This window comes from Dictyobacter formicarum (assembly GCF_016587435.1).
In genome coordinates this window covers 58,072-80,517 of record NZ_BNJJ01000017.1, presented here as the reverse complement: position 1 = coordinate 80,517, position 22,446 = coordinate 58,072, and the positions used below count along the sequence as shown (strand labels likewise).

The 22,446-nt window shown below is 50.6% G+C and carries 15 protein-coding genes and 1 pseudogene; 8 read left to right on the top strand and 8 right to left on the bottom strand.

Annotated elements, in window-relative coordinates:
• Positions 1–29: 29 nt before the first annotated feature.
• Together JMI88_RS26610 and JMI88_RS26605 are read left to right on the top strand one after the other, a co-directional pair.
• A complete protein-coding gene (locus JMI88_RS26610; protein WP_201364992.1) occupies positions 30–1,436 on the top strand; it encodes an APC family permease in 1,407 nt (468 codons plus the stop codon).
• Positions 1,437–2,118: 682 nt separating this feature from the next.
• Positions 2,119–2,316, top strand: coding sequence for a hypothetical protein (locus tag JMI88_RS26605; RefSeq protein WP_201364991.1), 198 nt, complete (start codon positions 2,119–2,121; stop codon positions 2,314–2,316).
• Between the two features lie 158 nt (positions 2,317–2,474).
• On the opposite strand, the gene JMI88_RS26600 is transcribed toward JMI88_RS26605, so the two are convergent.
• The 5 genes and pseudogenes from JMI88_RS26600 to JMI88_RS26580 all read right to left on the bottom strand — a co-directional run bounded on the left by JMI88_RS26600 (position 2,475) and on the right by JMI88_RS26580 (position 7,907).
• Positions 2,475–3,596 (bottom strand): lipid II:glycine glycyltransferase FemX, encoded by a 1,122-nt coding sequence (locus JMI88_RS26600; RefSeq protein WP_201364990.1) that lies wholly within the window; start codon positions 3,594–3,596, stop codon positions 2,475–2,477.
• Positions 3,597–3,600: 4 nt separating this feature from the next.
• Positions 3,601–4,641, bottom strand: a complete 1,041-nt coding sequence (locus JMI88_RS26595) for a WD40 repeat domain-containing protein (RefSeq protein ID WP_201364989.1) — start codon at positions 4,639–4,641, stop codon at positions 3,601–3,603.
• 777 nt (positions 4,642–5,418) lie between these two features.
• Complete coding sequence (locus JMI88_RS26590; RefSeq protein WP_201364988.1) at positions 5,419–5,697, bottom strand: hypothetical protein; 279 nt, start codon at positions 5,695–5,697, stop codon at positions 5,419–5,421.
• Positions 5,615–7,115 (bottom strand): annotated as a pseudogene (locus tag JMI88_RS26585) (RNA-guided endonuclease TnpB family protein). Before JMI88_RS26585 ends, JMI88_RS26590 begins: the two are co-directional and overlap by 83 nt.
• Before the next feature lie 381 nt (positions 7,116–7,496).
• Positions 7,497–7,907: a hypothetical protein gene (locus tag JMI88_RS26580; RefSeq protein WP_201364986.1), complete on the bottom strand. Its 411-nt coding sequence runs from the start codon at positions 7,905–7,907 to the stop codon at positions 7,497–7,499.
• 429 nt (positions 7,908–8,336) lie between these two features.
• Here JMI88_RS26580 and JMI88_RS26575 point away from each other — a divergent pair, with 429 nt between their 5' ends.
• From JMI88_RS26575 to JMI88_RS26565, 3 genes are all read left to right on the top strand, one after another.
• Complete coding sequence (locus JMI88_RS26575; RefSeq protein WP_201364985.1) at positions 8,337–8,888, top strand: YggT family protein; 552 nt, start codon at positions 8,337–8,339, stop codon at positions 8,886–8,888.
• 196 nt (positions 8,889–9,084) lie between these two features.
• Entirely contained in the window at positions 9,085–10,305 is a 1,221-nt protein-coding gene (locus tag JMI88_RS26570; RefSeq protein ID WP_201364984.1) for a cupin domain-containing protein, read from the top strand.
• Positions 10,306–10,566: 261 nt separating this feature from the next.
• Positions 10,567–11,937 carry a cytochrome P450 gene (locus JMI88_RS26565; protein WP_201364983.1) on the top strand — a complete coding sequence of 457 codons (1,371 nt, stop codon included), beginning with the start codon at positions 10,567–10,569 and terminating at the stop codon, positions 11,935–11,937.
• On the opposite strand, the gene JMI88_RS26560 is transcribed toward JMI88_RS26565, so the two are convergent.
• Positions 11,912–12,568, bottom strand: a complete 657-nt coding sequence (locus JMI88_RS26560) for a PadR family transcriptional regulator (RefSeq protein WP_201364982.1) — start codon at positions 12,566–12,568, stop codon at positions 11,912–11,914. The two genes, JMI88_RS26565 and JMI88_RS26560, sit on opposite strands and share 26 nt — an antisense overlap.
• 632 nt (positions 12,569–13,200) lie before the next feature.
• Here JMI88_RS26560 and JMI88_RS26555 point away from each other — a divergent pair.
• Entirely contained in the window at positions 13,201–14,697 is a 1,497-nt protein-coding gene (locus JMI88_RS26555; protein ID WP_201364981.1) for a catalase, read from the top strand.
• A gap of 73 nt (positions 14,698–14,770) precedes the next feature.
• On the opposite strand, the gene JMI88_RS26550 is transcribed toward JMI88_RS26555, so the two are convergent.
• On the bottom strand, positions 14,771–15,871 hold the full coding sequence (locus tag JMI88_RS26550; protein WP_201364980.1) for a Gfo/Idh/MocA family protein: 1,101 nt from the start codon (positions 15,869–15,871) through the stop codon (positions 14,771–14,773).
• Between the two features lie 630 nt (positions 15,872–16,501).
• On the opposite strand from JMI88_RS26550, the gene JMI88_RS26545 reads away from it, so the two are divergent.
• Complete coding sequence (locus JMI88_RS26545) at positions 16,502–17,695, top strand: S53 family peptidase (RefSeq protein ID WP_201364979.1); 1,194 nt, start codon at positions 16,502–16,504, stop codon at positions 17,693–17,695.
• 662 nt (positions 17,696–18,357) lie between these two features.
• On the opposite strand, the gene JMI88_RS26540 is transcribed toward JMI88_RS26545, so the two are convergent.
• The gene (locus JMI88_RS26540; protein WP_201364978.1) at positions 18,358–18,999 is read right to left on the bottom strand and encodes a TetR/AcrR family transcriptional regulator; all 642 of its coding nucleotides are present in this window, start codon (positions 18,997–18,999) and stop codon (positions 18,358–18,360) included.
• A 966-nt stretch (positions 19,000–19,965) separates the two neighbouring features.
• On the opposite strand from JMI88_RS26540, the gene JMI88_RS26535 reads away from it, so the two are divergent.
• Positions 19,966–22,416, top strand: coding sequence for a bifunctional YncE family protein/alkaline phosphatase family protein (locus JMI88_RS26535; RefSeq protein WP_201364977.1), 2,451 nt, complete (start codon positions 19,966–19,968; stop codon positions 22,414–22,416).
• The last annotated feature ends 30 nt before the right edge of the window (positions 22,417–22,446 follow it).

Genomic DNA, 22,446 nt, shown 5'->3' with positions numbered 1-22,446 from the left:
ATTACTGTTTGTCTGCAAGGAGTGCTCCCATGAGTGATGCGTCATCCCCTGTGCCTGCAACCACGACAACGGCGCCCGCACTGGGAAAAGGGATACTTGGTCTGCGCCATGCGGTGGTGATTTCGGTGGCTGTGATGTCGCCGGCGGCTTCGATTTTCTTTAATACGATTCCCCAGGCCAGCGTGGTGGGCGCGGCCGTTCCCCTCTGCTATGTGATTGGCTTTATTGTGGCCCTGCTGGTAGCCAACCAGTATAGCGAGCTGTCGCGCGAATTGCCCTCCAGTGGCTCGGCCTATACCTATGTTCGTGAAGCACTCAGTCCCCACTGGGGCTTTTTGACTGGCTGGCTGGGCTTGATCGCCGTCGCGACGGGAGCGCCCTATTCTTTTGTATTGATGAGCGCTAATATACAGGCCCTGATGCAGCGCTGGTTTGGCCTGCAGGTCAGCTGGATCTTCTGGTTTGTGCTGGCTGTCGGCATCGTCTTTGCCCTTTGCTATACAGGTATCCGCCAATCGTTGAGCGTGGATATGACCTTGCTGGCCTTTGAGATCGGCATCTGCCTGATACTGGCGCTGCTGATTCTCTTCCATGTAGGCGGTCAGGGTGGCTTGAGCGCGGCCCCGTTCAGCGTCAGCCAGGTGCCCAAAAACGGCGACCTGACGGTTGGCATTATCCTGGCGGTGCTGAGCTTTATTGGCTTTGAAACAGCGGCCACGCTGGGCGAGGAGACCAGCAATCCTCATCGTAATATTCCGCGAGCGGTCTTTGGCTCGATGCTGGTAGTGGGAGCCTTCTATGTGCTGATGGCCTATGTAGCGACGCTTGGCTATGGCATCAACAACATGGCTAGCGGCTATGCCAATGACCCTGCGCCCTTTGATACACTCGGCCGCCACTTCAGCGGTAGCATCTTTGCCAGCATCATCGATCTGGCCGGGACGCTCTCGTTCTTTAGCGCGGCCCTGGCTATCATCAACGGTGGCGCGCGCATCATCTACACCGTGGGACGCGATGGCCTGCTACCACGCTGGACCGCGCTGATGCATGCCACCCACCAGACGCCGATCGGCGCCGTCACCCTGCTGTGCGTCTTCGCCCTGGCCTGCGGTATCCCTATGGGCATCTTTATGACGCCCATCACCGCTTTTTCCTTCCTGGGCACACTGGATGCGCTCTTCATTTTACCCATCTATATCCTGGTCAACATAGCCTGCATCCGCTTCTTCTGGCGCCAGCGCCGCAGCCAGTTCAAACCCATCCGCCACCTGCTAATCCCAACGCTGAGCACCCTGCTGATAGGAGCCATCTTTGTCGCCGCCTTCGCCTCACCAGGCCCCGCCCCACTCAGCTTCGTGCCGCTCGTCGTCGGAACCTGGATCATCGCCGGCTTCATCCTCCTCTGGCTACTGCGCGCAAAAATCGCCGCCACCTAACCCGCCCACGGATATGAAATTTGACATCATACACACAAATATGAAAATCTGCCGTGGGCGAACGAACGTCCTTTCAACACGAAATGGTTTGATCATGCCGGGGGCATGATCGCCGCCCATACGCGACCGTTCCTTCAATACGAAACGAAATCCCGTAGGCGGCATAGGATTGCGGCCTTTTTAACACCTTTATCGCACGAAAACACAGCAATCCGGCCTTGTGCATGCCGCTCTGTTGGCGTACGCAACGTTCCTAAGAATCGTTTATGACATAATGCATTTAAAATGTGATAGTTGGCATTTTTTACGCCAATTGAGCGGCATGCACAAGGCCGGGCTGCTGCATTACCGTAAAGGGATGTGTATAGAAAGCCGCAGCCCTATGCCGCCTACGAGGAATACCGTTTCGTGTTGACGGGACGGTCGCGTATGGGCGGACACCGTTTCGTGCGCCGGAAACCTGGTACTCACGAAGGATGCGCCTTCTACTCATCTGCTTCATAAAGAGGGAGGCTAAGCAAGGTAGCTCCTGGTGAACTGGCACCTTATCCGCGTACAGTATAATATCATTAGGGTCAGTATTAACTCCTCTCCTAATGTCGCAGATGGAGTGGTGGAGTAGAACAGATATAAACGCACGTGCAAGCAAGCTTGCCTGAAACATGAGATGGAGAAAATAGTTATGAGCGACAACATTGATAAATGCGAGCATTTACAAAAGCTACATGATCGTCTCGTTGAGGAAATCAGGGTTTTGAAAGAGGATCTTCAAGCGGCGGAGGAGGAGGGCGTCAATCCAATCGAGACGGTATCTATTGTCAAGAGTTTGCAGAAAGCGCTCGGTACGATAACGGTCGAACTAGCAAAGTGCCACGGGTAAGCATTGGTAGTGTCTGGCTGCGATGCGCTATTCCCATGGCAGGATGAGTTACTGGGAGTCCGTTTGTCTGGAACGATATTGTTCAATTAATGCAATGATCTCAGGACGCTCAAAGAAGAGTCAGCTAACTAGCTGACTCTTCCTTTATAAGTGTGCTGCTAGCTGACCGGTTGTGCCGAGCTCTCCTGTTTTTTGACGGCATATGCCTGGCGCTTCTGGGCCAGCTCCGAGCGAGCATATCTGGCGTTACTGTAGCTGTGCTTGAGATCGCGAATCAGGCAGTAGAGCCTGTAAATGGCCGGATTATAAGCTTTCTCCTGGCTGACCATGGCGCAGCGCGCATAGCCACCAAAGCCGCGCTTGAAGTTGTAGACGCCCCAGTTGGGATCTTTAGGACCCTCTTCCTCGGTAAGGATGGTGGGGATGCCCATGAAATTATAGTATGTGCAGCCGTGCTCACGTCCCCATTGGATTCCGGTCCACTGGAGCAGGTGATTGGGCATAACATTGCGGCTCTGGGCTGAAGAGGCACCATAACGATACCAGCAGCAGTTGCCGCAGCGCATAACGATGATAGCAGCGATGACATTGCCTTCGTATTCGGCGAGGAAGAGGGCCGCCTTCTCGCCTGGCTCAAACAGGCTCATCATGTGTTCAAAATGCTCAAGCGAGTGAACATAAAATTTGTCGCGCTCACCGGTTTCCTGAAAAATACGATGGAAGGTGCGCATATCTTCTGGTCCATGGCCCTGCCGAATGACGACTCCTTTGCGCCGAGAGAGGCGGATATTATAGCGCCACTTCTCCTTCATCTGGGCCAGCTGCTCTTTCTCATCTGGATAGATGTCCAGCACCCATTCGTTGCGTCCATGCAAGACGCTATCATTGGCCTTGAAGCCGCCCTGCTTAAAGAAGCGCAGCCAGTCAGCGTCGTTTGCCTCGGCAACGGGATCGATCTTGAGCATAAAGGCTTTGTGACGGCGAGCCTCGCTGTTCACAAAATTTAAGAGCAGTCCCAGGGCTGGCTCGTTGGCGCTGGCTGCGATTGGCCCACGGGGAGCATAGAAATACGTACTTTTGAGCATTGGAACATATATTACCAGCACCAGCATGGCTGCACGGAGTTGATCCTGGTCATCTAGCACGCCACAGTACAATGGTTTTGAATTGGCATACTGGGCCAGCTCACCCCACTCATATGTCTGGGTGATCGCCCCAAACGGGGCCGTGCCAATAAAATCATTCCATTGCTGCCGATTGGTAATCAAACATGCATTCATTATTTTAGCTTTCTATGGCTGTTATCTCTATTTGACTGACTACACGGTTACAACTGGCAAAAGCCAGGCGCTGGCCGGCTTTTCCTACATACAATTGAGTTGTATCCCAGGCCAGAGCATTGGAAATAAGCCCTTGTAGTTGTCCGCTGGTATAGGGATGCTGATACACACACTGATTAGCACCAGTCAACGCGTTCCAGATATGTAAGACATTCTCGGTACTGCTTGATGCAATCAACCGGCCATCTGGTGACCAGGCAATCGCATCAACCCAGTGCTGAGCTGTATCGTGTTGTTCATAAATATATCGACATGTACTTGTCTTCGCAGACCAGATATGGATGCGATCCGCGCCCGAGGCGATCCATTCTCCATCTGGCGACCAGGCGGCATTGAGAATCCATTGGTCTTGCTGATGACCTTTGTAGGTCAAAATAGTCGCGCCAGTCAGGCCATCACAGATGCGTATCGTGTTATCATCGCCGACTGTCGCAAGCCTGGCCCCATCAGGAGACCAGCTGACGCTATCGATCCCGTAGATCCCGGCGGCATGTCCCAGATTGATGGCAGAAATACGTTGTTCCTCAATCCGCAAAATAGAGACGCAATTTGTATCGCTACCAATAGCCAGGCTACTACTATCAGGCGACCAGGCCAGGGCGCGTATTGCGGGTTGTTCACGATATATGCTCAGTGTTTCACCGGTATGGGTATTCCAGATGCGCAGCGTCTTATCCTCGCTGGTAGTCGCCAGGTAGCTGCAATCTGGTGCCCAGGCCAGTGCCGTAATCTCACCCATATGTTCCTGATAGCACAAACGCTTGATTGGCATCTGGAAGCCGCGCTGCTCCCAGATCTGTACACTATAATCAGGACCGGTGCAAGCAATAAGCACGACATCTGCTGCTGACTCTTTTATCGCATCACACAGATAATGCATACTCAGACGAGAGGAAAAGCAATCGTCAGTCGGCTCATCTCCTAAGGAGAATGGCCCTTTTTGCAAATATGCCTTATCAGATCCCGTTGTAACAACAATATCCATCCAAAAAGTCCCTTACAATTGAAACATTCTGGTGAAAAAGCTATCCATAAACCACGCAAATCGGCGCATGTATCTTTGCCTGGCTATGAATTTATTACTTTTCTTGTATATCTATTAAAGATAGCGTAACTTACTCTCAAATGTAACATTTCTTAATAGAATACAGATAGAAATACTATCCTGTTTCTATATGTGTGGACTAATACAAAAGCGAACAGAGTGTCTGATTCCCATCATGGTGGGAAGCAGGGCGCCCCTGGGCCTGGGGAACGCAGGCGTCCCCACTCTCTTTTTCATGACTGGTGCAGCAGGTGCGCGAATGCGCACCTGCTGCACCAGTCATGAAAGGCATCCTGAACAGGGAGGCACGCAAACCCATGCACAGTAAATGCGGATGCTACGGGAATCTGACTCTTTCTAACAGGTAGTGCGATGCTCGATTATGTATAGGCGCATCCGATGTAATATAGTGTAGCATATTATTCATGAGGCATCACCTCTGCATGAGGGATTTGTACATGACGCCCGATGGAAAAGGTACTTTTAGCTTCAGCCAGGCTTCCTTATAAAGGAACACAAGGGACTCACTATGATAATAGCGTGATAACCGACCTATGTAAGGTTTTTACTGACTACCTCTCTGTAAGAGTGTATAAAAAAAACACTCGGTAATATCAGCTTTTCGTCCTAAAATAGGGGAAAAAGCTGATGCATAGGGACGCCAGCATATTTATAAACATGCTGGCGTCACTGGCTGTCACAAGACAGTTACAAAGGTTAACGCTGCGTAGGAGGATTATTAGTCGGTGATACTTGTTGCGTCGGAGACTCATATGGCGATGATGGCATCTGCTGCTGAACCGACGCGTTGTTAACATTGTTATAGGTAGCCGGTGTCTGTTGTGGCGGTAGTGGCACCTGCTGCTGCGCGGATCGGCTATCATATTCAGGCACCCGAGATTGTACATATGGCTCATTGGTAGTCGCTATAGTAGTGGTTGGTGATATCACGAACAGACTCAACCATTCTTGAGTGACTGTCCTGGGCGGTGCCATGCCTGTTCCTGTTCTCATGCCCTACCATGGCCCACAACTTGAATATTGGGCTCTTGGAGAACAGTAACACCTGAAGATTGCTCTTCCCTCTCCGTCGCCGGAGGAGTTTGAGGCTTTTCCTGGAAGCATATTCCAAAGCGTTCAAAAAGTCGGTTCCCAATCATCAAACTGGCATTCAGATCTGCATTCTTGCGCATCCCACAGCTTGCACAATAGACCAGTGGAGCACCAGAGGTGTACCCTTGGGCTTCCTGCCCCTCTGCATAGCGAGCGACCAGACTTCCACAGCACGCACATTCACGGCTGGTATTTCTCGGACTGACCCGACTGGTGAGCATGCCTGCATGATACGCTTTGTACTTGGTGTCAGTGAAGATACGACCTTTCATCCAAAAGGCACGTTTCTCGTTGGAACGCTTACTGTACTTGCCTTTCGTGGGTTGCAGGTTCCCAAGGTGCTCAAACACGAGAATACTTGCTCCATGCTCCTGGGCAAACTGGACAATGCGCTTGCTCACGCGATGGGCGACGTAATCGTCTCCATTCCTGATCTTCTTCCACAGATCTGCATTGTCCTGTTCACCTTCCGCAATGATGCCAGTTTGTTTGCGGTTGCGTGCAATACGACCCAAGACGCGCTTCCTAAAGCCGGATACTCGTTGTCCACCTCCAATAAAGAGCGTGGCAAGAGTCGAACCTTCACCATCTCGGACCGTACACACAGCGATATGTTCGTTGAGATTCAAATCAACTGCACAGATACGAGTCTGCTCATTGGTCTTGATTTGCTTTGCTATTGTGACAGGATTTTGTATCTTTTTTTCGACCGGCGTATGCACGTACCACCGACCGCCCCGATACACCAATTGTGGACTACACAGCTCCCATCCTTCTGGAAGAACACGACCCGTGACCCGTGCTCTGATCCAACTCCAGCATGAACCTGTCCAGATTTTGATCATGATGGAGGAGCCATTGCGCTCTTTCCACATTCCCGCATAGAGCGTCACTGATTTGTTCCAGGTGCGAGGAGGGACTGGTGGACGCTCTTTGAACTTTTTCCCCTTGGCCTCTGCTTTCTCTTTGCGCTGGCGCCAACGGGAGAGATGGCTGTAGAACGAACGAGCTGAACCCAAAGCTGCATTGATAGCAGCACGCCGGAACATGGCAGGAATGCCTGCTGCGATTGAGCGAAGCGGCATGACTGGATCGGGGTTGATCGCTGTGGCGTGAGTGAGCTTCTCAAGAGCAGTGAGAGCTTGTTGATTGCCTAACGCTAACACCCGTTCGTGAGCCTGGATGACGGAGAAGTAGAAAGCTGCGATCTGGTTGAAAAGGGTCTGAGTGGCAGCAAACCACGCGCCAGAAGCTGGGTTGTAGTTCAGTGTTTGCCGAATGGTGGTGGTTGCTTTTGCCATCGTGCCGCGCTCCTCCCAGATGATCTGCTTCCTGTTGAGTATAGCACACTTGGAACACATTTTCAACAAGCGAGGGCTAAAGCCCTCTATGTCATGGAGAGATTCCTTTCTTGATAATGCTATCAGTTCATAACTACAAGAGCAATCAGCTGTTGCGCTAGAATTGAATATGACACGATGAAAGTTATTTGTAAGCAGCTGAATCGCATAACACTTAGCTGATTTTAATACGTGATACACAATGAATAAGAATACAATTTATAAACACATGCATAACGACGTTCAATAATACTGCGTTATATACATGAGTATAATTGTTGCATTCCTGCTCGCATGAGGTACACTCTACGCTGTATGCGCTCGCGGATTATCTTCTGGCAATCAGGTGAGCTTTGCGGTCGGCCAGACCAATGCGGGCAATAAAGCCAGATGGGAAAGCAAAGTGGTCACTCTCGATGCCATTCGACTTATCGACCTTTTATGGATAGAAACTTCGCTCATTTTGTTGATGTAGTTGGCGGAGGCAATATACGGCCTGGTGGCCGTATAGCCGTCGTCCGAGTTCATGCCCATGCCAACGATGTTGGGCACCACCACCCAGTCGTAGGCGTCAACGAAGCAGGACAGGAACCAGACGGAGACCTCGTAGGGATCGATACCCGCCAGCAGGCAGAAGTTACAGATCACCATCAGGCGCTCGATATGGTTGGCGTAGCCGGTGTTCAATACGCGTCGGGCAATATGCTGGATGCAATTCATGTCGGTCTGGGCATTCCAGAACATCAGTGGCATTAAACTTCCCCCTCACCGTCCGTCTACAATAAAGCGCACCAGCAACCTATGCCACCCCCCGAAACGTCCAGCCAATGACTCCTATATGATGCATTTCCTTTCCAAGACAGGTAAAAAGCCTGCCCGTTCGTCTATATTACGCGGTACTGGCTGGTCTCACCGTGGATAAGTATGCTAAACTCAACCCGGAAACTCTAATCGTACCGGGCAACCATAGGTTACGAACACGCTCAACCACTCGTTACCACAAACAGGAGCGCATGCTCAAAATTGTGCGATGAACTGAGATACGTTTCTTTATGGCTGCGTCATACGTATTAAAAAAGAGCTTATCCTTTATATCTACGTGCTCTTATTCACCGAATGTAGCCGGCATCAAAGATTTGCTAGCAGTTCTTGTCAAATCTATTTGACAAAGGAGGTCATTTAATGCCAAATCAACCTTATCCATACAATGATCCACAGCAGAATTACCCGAACCAGCAGCAAGGCTCATATCCTTACGATGCAGCCACCGAGCAGAATATCAATGCCGGTAATGCCTATGTGCGGAGCCAACAGCAAAATTACCAGGATCCGGCGGGTAACCAGGTGCAACAGCGCAGAGAGGTATATCAGGACTTCAACCAGAGTATGATTAACGCTCGCTACTGGTTTACTTCGTTGGTTTACTTCTTGCTGGGTGTGCTGGAAGTCGTGCTGGGATTGCGCTTCCTCTTCCGGCTCCTCGGTGCCAGCGAGGGAAGCCCGTTCATTAGATTCCTGTACGATCTGAGCCATCCTTTCGTGATCGTTTTTAATGGCATTTTTAATGATCAAACCATCGGGAGTACCGGCGTTTTTGAAGTCTCCACCATTTTGGCTATGCTGATCTATGCCTTGATCGGCTGGGGCATCGTCTCTCTGGTGCGCGTCATCTTCTTCGCTAATGTGCCCAGCCGCCGTGAATACATCTCGACCCGTCGCCAGGGTCACCTGTAAATACACGCAAAAACATAGAGAAAAACCGCTGCATAGCTATGCAGTGGTTTTTCTCTATGTTTTACTTTTGGGCATCTGTCCTTCGCAAGGCTTTCCTTCACCTCTCTTGCTTCATGCGCTAGTATGGTTACAATTGAAGATAGAATATATAGTTGTATCATATTCGTTCGATGAAGCAGAAAGAGTTTACCTACCAATGACGACAGATCAGCAAAGCTTACAATTAGCACACCAGGCTTTTGAGGAGGGGGAGGGCATTGTACGTCTGACACCCACCTGGGTGCCGCGCGTTTTCTGTATACCCGGTCGCCGCTTACGCCTGCATACCAACGACCTGTATGCCTTTGGCGCCCGGCGCGGCGGCATCGATGAGCGCTGGCTCGCCTCGACGGTCAGGGCCGATAATGGTCCCTTGACCAGCGAGTATGAGGGATTGAGCTTTATCGCAGTTGCCGAGCAAAAAGTGCTGCTGCGCGACGCCCTGGAACTGCTTGGCAAAGAAGTGCTGGGCACGGAGGCTATTGAGCGCTATGGTGGCTGGGTGATGTTCAGCAAGTTCTTCGACAATATGCAACCTTTGCCATTCCATCTGCACCAGAACGATGAGCGGGCCGCCGATGTTAGTCGCGTCGGGAAACCTGAAGCGTATTATTTTCCGGCCCTGTATAATTTTACCCTCAACGCCTTCCCTTATACTTTTTTCGGTCTGGAACCCGGCACTACCAAAGATCAGGTCATAGCTTGCTTGAAACGCTGGAATGAGGGCGACAATGGCATGCTCCAGCTCTCGAAGGCTTATCGCCTGACGACTGGTACCGGCTGGGACGTACCGACCGGCATTCTCCATGCGCCGGGCACACTCTGCACCTACGAGCCGCAGCGCGCCAGCGATGTATCCTCGATGTGGCAGTCCCTGGTCGCCGATTTTCAGGTCATTGATCGCTCCATGCTCGTGAAGGATGTGCCGGAGGATAAGTGGGAGGATTACGATTATCTCCTGTCGTTACTGGATTGGGAGGCCAACGTCGATCCTCAATTTAAAGAGCGGCGTTTCCATACTCCGATTGCGGCCCGCCCGCGGGAGGAGATGCAGGCTGCGGGTTATAATGAGCACTGGATCGTCTATGGCAGCGAGTTCTTTAGCGCCAAAGAAGTCACTGTACAACCCGGTCGCAGTGTCACCCTGCGCGATGAAGGAGCGTATGGCCTGATCTGCGTTCAGGGCTATGGGCGCATCGGCAAGCATCCAATCTCGGCACCAACGCTGATCCGCTTTGGAGAGATGACCGAGGATGAGTTCTTTGTCTCGCTGCCCGCAGCCCAGCAGGGCGTCACCCTCAGCAACCACAGCTCAACGGAGCCGCTGGTTATCCTGAAACACTTTAATCCAGGCAATAGCGAAATGCCCATCATATAAAAGCACCCGCAAGGGACAATACATTTTATTTATGAGAATATCGAAGCACCAAACACAACAAGAAAAGCGAAAACCCATAGGTTCGAGGCTTGCCCTCGATTGCCCCACAAACGGTGGGGCAAATCGACCGCAAGGGTCGAACCTACGTGTCGTGTTTCTTCTCGCCTAAATGAAATGTGTTGCCCGCAAGGATCGCAATATACGTTTTTTTATGTATCAATACGCGTTTATTGCTTCTGTTTAAGAAGATGGAGCCAACACATGAGTACAGCAGCGACGTCGCTCCCTCCAGGACCCAAAGGGCTGCCCTTTATCGGCAGCCTGCTAGACTTTCAGCGGCGGCCCTTGCAGTTTTTCCGGGATCTAGAGCGCACCTATGGAGGCATGGCCACTGCTATGGTTGGTAAACGCCCGGTCCTCTTTTGTTTTCGCCCGGAACATATCCGCTATTTTTTGGTTGAGAATCCACGCAATTTTATTAAACCAGGTACCGCGACCGGCGCAGGCTTGAAGCTCTTTCTGGGCGATGGCCTGCTTACTATTGATGGCGAGCAACATCGTCAGCAGCGTCGCCTGGTGCAGCCTGCCTTTCATAAGCATCGGGTGGATAGCTATGCGGCGACCATGACACGCTATGCGCAGGAGACGATAGAAGCCTGGCGGCCGGGGTCGGTGGTCAATATGGCCAGCGAGATGCAGTATCTGACTCTGCGCATCATTACCAAGACGCTGTTCGATGTTGATTCGATCGAGCAAACCAGACAACTGGGACATGCCTTTGATGTGGTAATCAGCAATGGGCCACAGCGTTCAGCAATTATGGGACGTTTGATCCCTTCTTTCTCCGCCCAACGCGAGCGCGAGGAAGGGGCGCGCACCATCGACACTTTTGTCTATAACCTGATTGCGCAGCGCAGAAAAACGGGGCAGGATACCGGTGATGTGCTCTCAATGCTGCTGGCAGCGCAGAAAAACGAGGCAGGCGCCATGTCGGATAAGCAGATCCATGATCATGTGCTGACCTTTGTGGCCGCCGGACATGAGACGGCCCAGAATACATTGTCCTGGACCCTTTATCTCCTCTCACAGCATCCGCATGTGCGCGCCAAATTACTGGCCGAGCTACAAACGGTGCTGGGTGGCCGGCTTCCCACGCTGGACGATCTGCCGGCCTTACCTTATCTGGAAGCCGTGATTAATGAGGCCTGGCGCTTCTATCCGCCCGCCTGGCGCCAGGCACGCATAGCCATTGAAGATTTTGAGCTGGACGGCTATCACATTCCAGCTCATACCATAACGATTCTCAGCCAGTGGGTCGTTCACAACCTGCCCGACGTCTGGGGCGATCCCGAAAATTTTCGTCCGGAACGCTGGGATAAGCAGTCTGGACAAACGATCCCACAGGGAGCCTACTTCCCGTTTGGGCTGGGTCCACGCATCTGCATTGGAATGCCTTTTGCCCAATTAGAAACCAGGCTCCTGCTGGCCACGATCTTCCAACGCTTTGTCCCCCAACTGGCACCTGGGGCACGCGTCGTTTTTCAACCATTGGTGACGCTGCGCCCCAGGTACGGGATGCCGATGCGCCTGGATGCAAATGATATGCTTATTCCTGCACTTCAGAAGGTGTAGCTGCATGGGATGCGCTGCATTGACTGATAATGGAGCGGATCTCATTCTGGCAGCCTTCAAGCGCATGGCGCATCTGGAGAATTGCCTCGGGATTGTCATGCTGGATGGCGCAGGGCCAACCTTGCTCTACGACGCGGTTTAAGTCGCTCAGCTCTTCTCGAAGGAAACTGACCTCTGGCAGAGTCGCATACGAGGGGGCCGGACGCGCATAGCGCTCCCAGAAATCTGCGATCAAGTTCGCATGGGTAGCCAGTTCGCTCCGGCCGTTTTCTGTTAGAGAGTACACGCTACGCTCAACCTGTTTCTGCGCCTGGATAAAGCCTTGATCCTGTAGCAGTTGCAATGTGGGATAGACAGTCCCCGGGCTCGGAGAATATTTGCCATAGGTGCGCTCCTCGAACCATTTGATCATCTCATATCCATGCATAGCAGAGTGCCGTAGCGCCTCAAGCAGGAGATAGCGTAACATTCCTCGCTCCAGGCGCTCCTTGCGTCCATTATGCTTGTGTCCGTTCCCCTCTTCTCGCACGTCTTCATCGTGCCAGGAATAGTGGTGGCGGCGGTACGCATGCTTATGCCCACTTCCTGCGGGCCGCCTCGCTTCACCATGATGGTATACGTTTTCTTTCATCGCAAAGTCCCTTTCCTTAAAATACCGCTATAAAACACAAACACTGCATCCATGCCAGTTGCTCCAGCGCAACTGATTCGGTAGGGCACCAAAGGGGCTCACTCTTTCTTCTGAGGAAGATATATCTTTAACACAGGTATGTCAAGCGAATATGCATACTTCCCGGCAATACTGCCATTCTCTGAAGAATATGCTACACAAAATACAGAAATTAAAGATCTTTTCAGCTGAATTACTTGATGATGGTAAACTGAATGTCTGAAGGTATACAAACTATCAGGCGCGCAGCGCCAAAAAACAGGTTAAATATATTGTTGGTAAATTATTTAGTCCGCCAATAATTTTACATCGTGAGTATATTCTTGCATCTCAACGTGAGTATCTGCTAGAATGGAATGAGGCCTGAAACATGGTAAAAATTAGTTACTCAAAATGTGTTAAAATAGAACAATTCGATACTGAGACCATTTGAGCTGGCATGTATACATGCAATAGCCTTATGAGAGACAGGGCCTCAGTAGAAATTTCGGATTCAATACTACAGAATCGATCTAGCAAAAAAACATTGTGCTGGATTAATTGCCAGATAAACAGGTTTCAACTGATGCCTGATAAGTAACTTGGAGGTAAAAGTGAGCGATAATTTCGAAAAAAAGCCACCCGTTACCACTACTGATGCCGGTATTCCTGCCACCAGTGATGAGCATTCTCTCTCGGTAGGTCCCAATGGGCCATTGGTATTACAGGACCACTATTTAATTCAGAAGATGGCCCAATTTAACCGTGAGCGTGTGCCTGAGCGCGTGGTCCATGCTAAGGGAAGTGGCGCGTTTGGCTATTTCGAGGTCACAGCTGATGTTACTCAATGGACGAGCGCGGCTTTCCTCAATCAAGTCGGCAAGCGTACCCCGGTTCTGGCACGCTTCTCCACCGTAGCCGGTGAATTGGGTTCAGCCGATACGGTGCGCGACCCGCGTGGTTTTGCCATCAAATTCTATACAGAAGAAGGCAACTACGACCTGGTCGGCAACAACACACCGATCTTTTTTGTGCGCGACCCATCAAAGTTCTCGGACTTCATCCATTCGCAGAAGCGCATGCCAGATACGGATATGCGCAGCAATAATGCGCAATGGGATTTCTGGTCCCTCTCACCCGAGGTGATTCACCAGGTGACATTCCTGATGACTGATCGCGGCATTCCCCGAACCTACCGCCATATGAATGGCTATGGTAGCCACACCTTTATGTGGATCAATGCGGGCGGCGAGAAGTTCTGGGTCAAGTATCACTTCAAAACTGAACAGGGCATTCAGAATTTCACCGACTCCGATGCCAAAGCCATGGTCGCACAGGACCCCGACTACCATCGTCGCGACCTGCGCAAGTCGATCAATAAAAAAGATTTCCCCGTCTGGCGCCTGGAAATGCAGATCATGCCTTTTGCGGATGCTGCCAATTACCGCTTCAATCCCTTTGACCTGACCAAGGTCTGGCCGCACAGCGATTATCCGCCTATCGAGGTTGGTCGCCTGGTGCTGGATCGCAATCCGGAGAACTTCTTTGCCGAGATCGAGCAGGCCTCCTTTGAGCCTGCCAATATGGTCCCTGGTATTGGACCCAGCCCGGATAAGATGTTGCTCGGTCGCCTCTTTAGCTATCCCGATACCCATCGCCATCGCATCGGGCCTAATTACCTACAGTTGCCGGTCAATCAGCCGAAGAGCGGGGTTCATAGCTATAATAAGGATGGCGCAATGCGCTATCGTCATAACGGCAACCAGCCTGTCTATGCGCCCAATAGCTACGGTGGTCCGCAGGCCAACCCCAATATCATTGAACCCAGCTGGGAAGCCAATGGAGAGATCGTCCGCAGCGCCTATGCACTGCATGCGGAAGACGACGACTTCGGTCAGGCCGGCACCCTCTATCGCAAGGTCCTGTCGCAGACCGATCGGGATCACATGGTCAGCAATATCGTAGGCCACATGAGCCAGGATGTCGAGAAGTTCATCCAGGAACGAGCTATCAAGCTCTGGCTCCAGGTTGACCGCGACCTCGGTACCCGTATCGCTCAAGGCCTTGGCATTAGCGTAGATGTGCCACTGGAAAGCGCCCAGCGCCCCTAGGTGTCATTGATTAACACACAAAAAGAGATGCGGAGCCATGCGGTTCTGCATCTCTTTTTGCTATGCGACTGGCTTATTCGCCAGCGACAATCGTTTGTACTTGCTGCGTGCTGGCGCAGTCATAGATGGCACGTACACAGGAAAAGTTAAAGAGGGCCTGCTCATTGACGACGGCGGGCGAGTCCTGGCCGTGGACGCGCTGGTAGAAGTAGTGGAGCGGCTTATCCAGAAATGGCACAGGCCCTTGATAATAGGCGGGAAAAGTGATGGTCTTTGTCTCGGCCTGTCCGGCGTGATCATAGGTGTGGGACAGCGTTTTGCGCGCACGCCGGTGCGGCCAGTCCCAGCGTACCGCGCCTTTGAGGCCCGTGATCTCAATATCAGCCTGCTCCGTACTGTGTGTGCCAGAAGCGCGTTCATAATGCATGATAAACGTCGTCCCGTCCTGCAGGTAATAGCGCAGGGTGGCGCCAGCATGCTGCTCAACGTCGTTGATGGCTGTCTGGGGCAAACTGAGCGCGGTCAGAGGATCGGCCAGCCAGGCGTTCAGGACATCCACTCGCACAGGCTGGAAGAGGGAGTTGAGCAGGCTGAATTCGTAGGGTGCGCGATCCATCAAGGTGCCACCACCACTCTTAGCTCGATCCAGAAACCAGAGCGTCTCTGGCTGGTACTCAATGCCCGGCCGATTGCGTTGCTCCAGGAACGTGAAGCGCACGTGGTAGATGGAGCCCAGGATCTCTTCTTTGAGCAGGCGACGCGTCTCTTCAAATGGGGACCAGCCGAAATAACGCACACTACAACAGCCGAGCAGGCGTTGTCGTTGCAGGGCCAGCGCAAACATCGCGCGCGCCTCTGCTCTATCCATGGCCAGCGGCTTCTCGCACAGCACATGGCGTCCGCTCTCCAGGGCGGCACAGGCCAGTTCATGGTGGGTAGACGGCGGCGTAGCAACCACCACGATATCATCTTCAGCCGCATCTTCAGCCAGCATGCTGGCGGCATCGGTAAAAGTCCGAGCTGCTGGAAACTGGTTAGCAAAAGCGCTTAACGTCGCCGCATTGGGATCAGCCACAGACAGCTGGATAGGCTCAGTAGCAGACAAGCCCTTGATAGCGGCCGCATGCGTGCGCGCAATGATTCCCGCGCCAACCAGATAGATCCTTTGTGTCATGAAGGCGTGTTTCTTTCTCAGTCAGGAAAAACAAATACGAGCGATCTTCCAGGGCAAAAGCACAAGAAGCATTCTCAGCTATTGTACCTTCTTTTGCAGCAAAAAATCTATGGATAGAAAGCATAGTCTTGCCTCTTGATACAAGAACGTTAGCATGCAATAGCTACTCTTGCTAGCCTATTCGTCCTGGTTGGATATACTAAAAATTCAGCTGGGACGATTTTTTTATATTGTGCTTGATACTCTATTCTAACTAGCTCAGAGCCACAAATATCTACAAAATTTTTGTAAATTATAGATGAAAAATGTATCTCTTTTTCATAAAAAAATTTATCACACATATTGACTTTTGCCACTTTATAGCCAATACTTCATGGCAAGAGTGTTGAGGAGCCAAACGATACTATAGTAGCTTTCATACTATTTGTATTTGACACTCTTTGTTACACATACAAAATTATGGCGTAGCGATGCTCCTCTTTCTATTTACTACTTAATATTGATACAATATCAGGCCCATTGCGTGTCTCTCGGCCTGTCGGCTATATATGGTCTACCTGTTGTACGATCAAATGAATGAGCTATGATGGGCTACGTGTGACATATTGTATCAACGGAAAGGAAGCCGTTTTGCGCAAACTTCAGCTCCCCTTCTACTTAATAACTGCTGTCATACTCATTGTGGCGGGCATCACCACCGGTGCTCGTGTATTCGCGCAACCGCAATCGCAACCGACCAGATTGCTGCACGCGTTAATTTCCCACCATGTTTGTGGTGTTGCCCTGGTTGGTAACGCCCATTGTACTGCCATCCAGATTGACAGCAAAAACGGGAATGCCATGCCGAATAGTGCCCCTTCCGGTCTCAATCCCGTCAATTTGCAATCCGCCTATAAATTGCCGTCCGCCAGCGCGGGCAGTGGACAGACGGTAGCGATTGTGGATGCCTACGATGATCCCAATGCGGAAAAGGATTTGGCAGTCTATCGTTCCCAGTTTGGCCTGCCTGCCTGTACGACGGCCAATGGCTGTTTCCGCAAAGTCAATCAGAATGGCGGCGCCAAATATCCGGCCCCCAACGTTGGTTGGGCACAAGAGATTTCGCTGGACCTGGATATGGTGAGCGCGATCTGCCCCAACTGCCACATTTTATTGGTTGAGGCGTCAAAAACCTCTATCGCCAGCCTGGGCACTGCGGTCAATACAGCCGTCAAGCTGGGAGCCAATACGGTAAGTAATAGTTATGGCGGCAACGAGTCTAGCAGCGATGCCAGATATGCCTCCTACTATAATCATCCCGGCCATGTCATTACGGCCAGTGCCGGCGATAGCGGCTATGGTGTAGAGGCACCTGCAGCCTACAATACTGTGGTGTCGGTGGGTGGTACCTCGCTGTCGAAGAGCAGCAATGCTCGTGGTTGGAGCGAGACCGCCTGGAATGGCGCGGGCAGCGGTTGTAGCGCGTATCAGCCTAAACCATCCTGGCAGACGGATACCGGTTGCAGTCGCCGTACAGTTGCCGACGTCTCGGCGGTGGCTGATCCTAACACCGGCGTCTCGGTCTACGATACCTATGGTTCTTCTGGCTGGCTGGTCTTTGGTGGTACTAGCGTGGCATCTCCGATCATTGCCAGCGTCTATGCCCTGGCCGGCAATGCCAGCAGCGTCAACGCCGCCCAGTCGCTTTACAGCAACACAGGCAGCCTGTTCGACGTGACCAGCGGCAGCAATGGTTCCTGCGGTGGTAGCTATCTGTGTACCGCGGGTGCAGGCTATGATGGTCCGACCGGCCTTGGTAGCCCCGATGGTATCGGCGCCTTCTAATCAATTTGAACGGATACCCTCTTGAGGGTAGTAAGAGCCAGCCAGGATCACCTGGCTGGCTCTTTTGATGTAGCCGGGCAACCGTCTACTGCCCATCTGGCAAGAAGCGCCCTAGCAATTTATCTTCGAGCCTCTACCAGGCAATTCAGATCTAGCCTTACTTCTTCATTCTGGCTAATCTGGGCCAGCAGATCACGCCAGGTTTGCATCATGGCTGGAACTTCATGCCTGGTATGCCTCTCTCCCTGATTACTCTGACATGTGCGCGTGTTTTCTCTGGCACCCCACGCCTGCTGCGCTCACTGGCTGGACACAGTCCTGATAATAAAATGCACATGACGTTATTCTATACTAAAAAGATTACATATCTTATTATAGAACAGGAATACTCACCTAAACAACCTTCGCGGCGCATTTTCCTAAAATTCCAATATTGTTCCCTTCCACAGATATGGCCCATAGTGCAAATCTTCGGCAGTCGCTCATCACCCATTCTCGATAGAAGGGGAATTTTTGGACCATGCACGTATGGCAAGGTGCAGGGCCGACGAACGGACAACACGTAGGTGCGGCTGCATCTCGCCATATGCACTTCTCAAACACAAATCTTCCCGAGGGAATCGCGCTTGAGCACTCGCGAATGATTCATAGGCAGGCGTCGATCAAGCGAGCAATAAGCGCTCAAATTGAGCCACGGTCTGTTCTAGCTCTTCATGCGGCATCCCTAATTGCAGGGTGGCGCCCTTGAAGAAGGACATGATGGTATGGGCAGTCAGGGCCGGATTGAGGTCGGCTCGAAAATACCCCTGACGGATACCTTCCACCAGCAAATCTATCAGATATTGTTTCCAATCATCGTCGGTTTTCTTCAAGATTGGATAGATGGCCTGGTCACGTTCACATCTTAGGAGAAGTTCACCCATCACACGAAAGATTTCAGGGGTCATAATGAGCTTGTGCGTCAAATTAGCCAGGTGCTGATGCAATACATCTACGGATGTATTGACAGATACGGTGCTTACCGGCTCCTGGACAACAACAATGTGCTGGACAATATAATCGACAACGCCCTGGATGAGTCTTTCTTTCGTCGAGAAATAATAGTATAGGGTCCCAATATTCATCCCGGCCCGGGCCGCTACATCGCGGGTACGCAAACCCTCTACTCCTTTGCTGGCAATCAACTGAAAAGCAGCCAGTACAATATCCTGACGGCGATCATCACTGCCTGCACTAACCCCAGTTGTTACCTGCAAATTTTCTACGTTCATATGGGGAATGTAGATGTTATCATCCTGATACATTATATCAATCTCCTACAATCAAACGCTTGACCGAACATCATAAACCGACGAAAAAGCAATCAAGCGCTTGACCGAAAAATATGAAATTATCGCAATTATAAACTCCCAAAATATATGCCATCTATGGAACATATTTCTATCCTCTGTTATCCATCCACATGCGATACTCACTATATCTCTCTTTGCTTGAAAACCACAAATGTGATTCTTGTAATCTCCTTCGTTATACATACAGATTATACTAAGAAGACTGTTTGTTGTACAAATGGATAAATTTAACAAAAGTCAATGAGAAAAATGGACTGGGGTAAGAATCCGCCGCACGGTGTGACAGGAGCGCAGAAGGGGCAGGAAGAAGAAAACCGGGAAGTATGTATGACATAAGATGTTGTCTTTTTACGTCGTACATACTTCCCGGTACTCGGTTGGCCGAGATTTCGGAAGCGCCTGAGCAGTTGCTTACTTATTCCACAAGAAGATATATCATGTCAGACAAGGTTTTGTCAATTCCCAGACAATTAAGCAGAGAAACTTCTTTAGTAAAGACACTACTTTGTATACGCTTATAAGCTCATAATATACTTTTACAAGCTCTCACCTATGACGCTGCTTCAACTTAGAGTGTGTCTGAAAGACATATGTTTCGTGCCTTCGGCCCCTCACACTACGCACCTTCGGTGCTCAAAACCTGTTTTAATGAGTAGTGCAGAAAAAAATGTACTGTGCACATTTTTTCTGCACTACTCATTAAAACAGGCTCACCCATATCAACTAGCGAGGTGAAGGAGTTCCAGATGGCCAGGAAGGTACGCTACGGTGGGCAGTTCCAGATTCATGGCATATATATTTATTTAACCTTTTTACAACAATTACTTAATCGTTTATCAATAACCTGTTATTAGAAGCTGGATACCATCGAACATGTAAGCATTTTGGATTCCCATTAGGATTAGAGAAGGAATTTTTATGCATAATCTTCTAAAGAGAAAAAAACTGATATCCGGGCTTATACTCGCTATACTGCTCGTTGGATCAGGTACAGTATTAGCCCAGACCAGGCTCGCCGCTGGTCCGCAGGGAGATGGTACGGGGGTGACTCCGCATGGATGGTACCTGACACCTGCCGGGAAACAATTAACCCTGGGAAGTTTCCCGATGAATGCTGTCGTTAGTCCAGATCATCGGGACATGGTTGTAACGAATGACGGACAGGCAACTCAATCTTTACAGGTGGTAGATCTCGCAAACCAAAAAGTGATTCAGACTATCCCTTACAAGAGTCCGCAATCCCTGTTTCTCGGCCTCGCTTTTAGCCCTGATGGAAAGACTCTTTACGCCGCTAGCGGCGGGAATCAAGAAATTCGGGTGTACAATTTCGCAAACGGAACGTTGACGGAACAGTCCCCTATTTCTATGAACGGTTCAACGAAAACCGACTTTTATCCATCAGGAATTGCGCCATCCCAGGATGGGAAATTCCTTTACGTGGCTGACAATCGGAATGCATCTGTATCCCGCATCGATCTTGCAACCAAACAACTGACAACCACCAAGGTAGGTCCGGATCCCTATACAGTACTGCTTAATCGCGATGGTAGCCAATTATACGTAAGTAATTGGGGTGAAAGCGATGTGACGGTTTTGGATCCGAATAACATGACTGTTGAAAAGACGATTCCAGTTGGATTGCATCCCAATGCGTTGGCGGAAAACCCGACAACTGGACAAATATACGTATCAAATTCGGACAGCGACCAGGTCTCCGTTATTGACCCGCAACAGAGAGACGTGATTCAGACAATCTCTCTCGCGCCGTATCAAGGAGCACTTACGGGAAGTCAACCAGACGCATTGAGCTTTAGCCCGGACGGGAAAACGCTTTATGTGGCGAATGCTGGAAATGATGACATTGCCGTAATCGATCTTGGGAACACGAAAGATAAAGTTGAAGCGAAAGTAAGAGGGCTCATTCCCACAGCATGGTACCCAACAGCGGTCGTACCTTCTCCAGACGGTAAACAGCTCTTTGTTTTAAACTCTAAAGGACTTGGGGCCGGCCCTAATCCGAATGGACCGAATCCATACACTGATAATACCTTGCGATATAACCCGCAAACACAGGATCAATGGGAGTCTCAATACGTTGGTACGATGATGAAAGGCACTATGTCTTTTATTCCTGTGCCAGATAATGACCAATTGGAGAAATATACTGAACAGGTAAAGCATAACAACACGATTGCTAAAGCAGGTGCACAGTCTGAAGGCAAATCAACTTTCCCAATTCCTGCCGTCGTTGGCCAAAAGTCTCCGATTAAGCATGTTATTTACGTTGTTAAGGAGAATCGTACCTACGACCAGGTGCTTGGAGATCTTGGAAAAGGGAATGGGGACCCGAATTTAACGATGTTCGGGCCAAAAACCATACCGAACATTCATAAGCTTGCGAGCCAGTTTGTCACCCTTGATAACTTTTATACAGATGCTGAGGTCAGTACTCAAGGACATAACTGGTCAACTGCGGCCAAGTCGAACGACTTCACTGAGAAGGCTACGCAAGGAGATTACTCTGGACGTAGAGGGGGCGATGACTTTGAGGGGAGCAATCCGGCGTCATATTCTCAGGCTGGCTTTATCTGGGATGCTGCACGTCGCACAAATGTTTCGTTCCGTGACTATGGCGAATTCGTCAACTATGACGCGAATAAAGGGTGGTATCCTAAATCCCCAACGACCATCGGATACGACAACGTGGATCATAATTATCCGGGTTGGAATTTAGATATCTCTGATGTCACGCGGTATGATGCATGGAATCAGGAATTCCAACAATACGAAAAAAACGGCAATCTCCCACAGTTCGAACTAGTTCGTTTGCCGAATGACCATACGAATGGTACCGCTCCTGGGCATTGGACACCTGATGCTATGCTCGCGCAGAACGATTACGCTCTCGGAAAGCTCGTAAATACCGTTAGCCATTCCTCCTATTGGAAGGATACCGCGATTTTTGTGCTGGAAGACGATTCACAGGCCGGTCCCGACCACGTGGATGCCCATCGTTCCGAAGCGCTTGTCATCAGTCCATACACCCAGATAGGGAAAGTCGATAGCACTTTCTATGATACGGCCTCCATGCTCAGGACGATGGAATTGATTTTAGGAATAAAACCGCTAACTCAGTTTGACTCTTCAGCGATGCCAATGGTGAATTCCTTTACAGATCATCCGAATTTTACTCCGTACGACGCCCAGCTACCGGAGTATCCAATCGATAAGATGAACGGAAAAGATGCGCCGATGGCCTCAGTTTCGGCACATATGAATTTCTCCGATGCAGACCTTGCATCAGAAGAAACGCTGAACCGTGTGCTTTGGAGAGCGACCAAAGGAAATGTGCCGTTTCCACAGTCCTAGTGATACCATCAACTGGGAATCCAGGTAATA

Coding starts and splice junctions, on each gene's coding strand:
- JMI88_RS26575 (WP_201364985.1), top strand. CDS start 8,337: ATGCCAAATCAACCTTATCCATACAATGATCCACAGCAGAATTACCCG.
- JMI88_RS26595 (WP_201364989.1), bottom strand. CDS start 4,641: ATGGATATTGTTGTTACAACGGGATCTGATAAGGCATATTTGCAAAAA.
- JMI88_RS26565 (WP_201364983.1), top strand. CDS start 10,567: ATGAGTACAGCAGCGACGTCGCTCCCTCCAGGACCCAAAGGGCTGCCC.
- JMI88_RS26560 (WP_201364982.1), bottom strand. CDS start 12,568: ATGAAAGAAAACGTATACCATCATGGTGAAGCGAGGCGGCCCGCAGGA.
- JMI88_RS26590 (WP_201364988.1), bottom strand. CDS start 5,697: ATGGCACCGCCCAGGACAGTCACTCAAGAATGGTTGAGTCTGTTCGTG.
- JMI88_RS26550 (WP_201364980.1), bottom strand. CDS start 15,871: ATGACACAAAGGATCTATCTGGTTGGCGCGGGAATCATTGCGCGCACG.
- JMI88_RS26600 (WP_201364990.1), bottom strand. CDS start 3,596: ATGAATGCATGTTTGATTACCAATCGGCAGCAATGGAATGATTTTATT.
- JMI88_RS26540 (WP_201364978.1), bottom strand. CDS start 18,999: ATGTATCAGGATGATAACATCTACATTCCCCATATGAACGTAGAAAAT.
- JMI88_RS26580 (WP_201364986.1), bottom strand. CDS start 7,907: ATGCCACTGATGTTCTGGAATGCCCAGACCGACATGAATTGCATCCAG.
- JMI88_RS26605 (WP_201364991.1), top strand. CDS start 2,119: ATGAGCGACAACATTGATAAATGCGAGCATTTACAAAAGCTACATGAT.
- JMI88_RS26570 (WP_201364984.1), top strand. CDS start 9,085: ATGACGACAGATCAGCAAAGCTTACAATTAGCACACCAGGCTTTTGAG.
- JMI88_RS26610 (WP_201364992.1), top strand. CDS start 30: ATGAGTGATGCGTCATCCCCTGTGCCTGCAACCACGACAACGGCGCCC.
- JMI88_RS26535 (WP_201364977.1), top strand. CDS start 19,966: ATGCATAATCTTCTAAAGAGAAAAAAACTGATATCCGGGCTTATACTC.